Genomic DNA, 3,402 nt, shown 5'->3' with positions numbered 1-3,402 from the left:
TGCAGCGTTCAACGGATCCTCGTTCTTAGGCGTAAATCAACCCTTAACAAGCAGGCTAGTCCTTATTTTCGCTTTGTTGGTTCTTCAAAGTATTCAGCAGGTTTTCGGAACTGTTTTTCAAAGAACCAGATCCCGATCAGTTTCATATCGGGATGACAGCTTTTTTACTTCGTGTCATCCTGACAATGCTTCTGGTCAGGATCTCGATCTTCTCGTGAGCGCAGCGAACGTCTCGAAAATGCTCTTTTTCGATTGCTCCGACTTTTCGGAGAACGGATAACCCTCCAACGCATAACCAGTTCCCTTGCTCTTTCCTACCCCCTACCTGCAGCGCCCAACCACGCTTGTTACACAGAATGATATAATTGTTCTGAAGTACAGGAGGTGTTAGCAGTGTATTACAGATCAAAAGAAAACGGGATTTTCAATTTCAATCTCTACTCAAATTATAGGGCAGTAGGGAGCCGGTACATCGCTACACGTCCATCGGAGCAAGAAGATGTCGTTGAGGAACTGAACAGCGAAGATGATGCGAAGCTTTTCGAAGATTTCATCTGGGCTTCTCTCCAGAGAGTGCGCGACTATATCGACTTCAAGGACTTCGACAGTTTCTGTCATGGAAGAAGGCAGTGAATGTAAGGCTAAAGGTGAGCAAAGCAACGGAAAACAGAAGATGATGTAAATAAACGCGCATGGTGTTCTGACAGTACCTCAGGCAGTGTATAGTAACGAAGATGCACCTGACAAAGATGCGGAGGATGAGGAGGTAAATAATGGAGTTCAGCCAGTTTCTTTCTGTAAAATGTGGATTTCCGAAAACACACCACTCTCATGAAATGAGTCTTCCCTCGGTGGAAAGCTCACACCTGACTCTCCGCGCTCGTCGTCGTTCCTTCTAGTTTCAAACTTCTTGAAAATCTAGCATCCCAAACATTCATCCCAATATGTGTTCTTGCCATTCTTGGCTTAAATAATCATCAAAGTCGATTAATTATTTGACAATAGCTCACGATTCTATGGAGGTGGGAAATATGGTTAAAAAGAGTATTTTGACTCTTCTTGTAATCCTTTTCGTAGGAATCACAGCCCTTTCATTGACATTCGAGGTGACAATTAACCAGGATGCACTGGATACAGTAGCCTCGCTTGGCCTTGAGACACCAATCAACGGACGGGTCTTCGTCATTGTCAGCAAGGATTCTTCGAGACAACCAGTAGACCAGACAGATGTTAGGGGTGTTCCTTTCTGGGGAAAAGATGTATTTGAAATGTCCTCAGAATCCGTAGTCACGATTTCTGAGGAAGATATGGCAGTAGTCGGGTACCCGATTGAACTGTCTGATCTTCCCGCGGGAGAGTATTTCATTCAGGCTCTGGTTAATGTCTACACTACGTTCAACAGAGCCGACGGTCACACCGTATTGATGCATGACGATACGGGTGACGGTCAGTGGTTCTGGGAATCGGTTGGTAATGCGACAAGCAAGACAAAGAAAGTGTATCTTGACCCTGCCAATCCCGGAACAGTCGAACTTGCGATCACTGAAGTAATTATGCCCGACTATGAGCTTGAGCCAGGCATGGTTCTCCAGCAAGGCAACTACACTGACAGTGAGTGGGTGAAGTTCATAAAGATCAAGAGTGAAGCCGCATCGGAATTTTGGGGCAAGGACATGTACATAGGAGCTAACGTTCTTCTGCCCGAAGGTTATTACGACAATCCCGATGTCTTCTATCCAGTGATTTATTATCAGGGCCATTTCCCAGGAGGATCCGCTCCGGTAGGTTTCAGAGTGAACAACGATGTTTACAAGTTCTGGACCGAAGACGGAAATGCGAGATTCATCGCCGTATCTATCCGGGATGCGACACCTTACTATGATACTGCATATTCAGTTGACTCCGTCAATTCAGGTCCTTATGGAACTGCAATCACTGAAGAGCTGATCCCTTATCTGGAAAGCCAGTTCAGAATGATTCCAGAGAAATGGGCGAGAATTCTGGCAGGTGGATCGACTGGTGGATGGGAGGCCCTGGCTATGAAGGTCTTCTACCCTGACTTCTTCGGAAGAACTTACGTCTGGTATCCCGATGGAGTAGATTTCAACTATTACCAGCTAATCAATATCTATAATGATGACAATGCGTACTACTCCGATTTTGGCTGGGTTGAGACTGAAAGGCCAAGCGCGAGAGATACCCACGGAAACATCAGATTCACCGTGAAGCAGGAGAACTACTTCGAAATGGCTGCTGGACCGAGCAACAGATCTGGCGGGCAGTGGTCAGTTTGGGAATCTACATACAGTCCTTTGGGAGCCGACGGATTCCCTCAGCCAATATGGGATCAGGTTACCGGTGAAATCAACAAGGATGTTGCCGAATACTGGAAAGAGAACTTCGATCTAAACTACATTCTTCAGGAAAACTGGGAAGAGATAGGTCCCAAGATAGCCGGTGATGTGCATGTTGCAGTTGGTGACATGGACAACTATTACCTCAATGAGGCAGTCTATCTCCTGAAAGACGCTATGGAGAAGATGGAAAACCCAGTCTCCGATATGACGTTCGACTTCGGTCCAAATCAGGGTCATGGCTGGAAGGGATGGAGCCCGACCAATCCAGAAAAAGCACTTGCTCTCCAGGAATGGCTTGCGCAGCTTTCAGAATACATGATAGAGAATGCTCCGGAGGAAGTGGAAAAGAACTGGATATACTAGTAACTCCAACATAAAGATCTGGGATGCTAGAATTGACCGGAGGGGTGACCCTCCGGTTTCTCTATCTTGGAGGTGTCTTTCTGAGAATTCTGATAGTTGAAGATGAAGCTACGATATCTGCTTTTCTTAGTAAGGGTTTGAAAGAAGAGGGATTTTTCGTCGACGCAGCGAAGGATGGAAATGAAGCGATTATGCTCGCTTCATCTAATCAGTACGATGTGATTCTACTGGATATCCTTCTCCCCGGTAAGAACGGCTATGAAGTCTGCAGTGAACTTAGAGCGGACGGCGACTACACTCCTGTTCTGATGCTGACTGCTCTTGATTCTGTAGATGAGAGAGTTAAGGGACTCAATACCGGGGCCGACGACTATCTTGTGAAACCCTTTGCTTTCAAGGAGTTGCTTGCAAGAATAAACGCACTTCTCAGGAGACCGCGCGAGACTTTCGAACGCGTTTTGAGAGTCAGTGATCTTTCAATTGATACGGTTTCTCATACCGTCAGGAGAGGCGATGTCGAGATAGAACTCTCTCCAAAGGAATACCGACTTCTGGAATATCTGGCCAGAAACGCTCACCAGGTACTGAGCCGAACGCAAATCGCGGAAAGTGTATGGGATCAGGACTTCTTCAGCGACTCAAATATCGTCGATGTCTATATAAGATATTTGAGAAGGAAGAT

The 3,402-nt window shown here is 46.1% G+C and carries 3 protein-coding genes; all 3 read left to right on the top strand.

Annotated elements, in window-relative coordinates; translation table 11 throughout:
* Positions 1–393: 393 nt before the first annotated feature.
* Entirely contained in the window at positions 394–633 is a 240-nt protein-coding gene (locus tag ENN47_09365; GenBank protein ID HDP78372.1) for a chemotaxis protein, read from the top strand.
* Positions 634–1,031: 398 nt separating this feature from the next.
* Positions 1,032–2,720: an enterochelin esterase-like enzyme gene (locus ENN47_09360; protein ID HDP78371.1), complete on the top strand. Its 1,689-nt coding sequence runs from the start codon at positions 1,032–1,034 to the stop codon at positions 2,718–2,720.
* A 23-nt stretch (positions 2,721–2,743) separates the two neighbouring features.
* On the top strand, positions 2,744–3,402 hold a 659-nt coding region (locus tag ENN47_09355; protein HDP78370.1), incomplete at its 3' end, for a response regulator transcription factor.

It is taken from the genome of Mesotoga infera (assembly GCA_011045915.1).
GTDB lineage: Bacteria > Thermotogota > Thermotogae > Petrotogales > Kosmotogaceae > Mesotoga > Mesotoga infera_D.
The sequence above is the reverse complement of the archived record's forward strand: the minus strand, read 5'-3'. Positions and strand labels throughout refer to the sequence as shown.

Excerpts from the sequence above, each read along its gene's own strand:
- ENN47_09360 (HDP78371.1), top strand. The coding sequence starts at position 1,032 with ATGGTTAAAAAGAGTATTTTGACTCTTCTTGTAATCCTTTTCGTAGGA.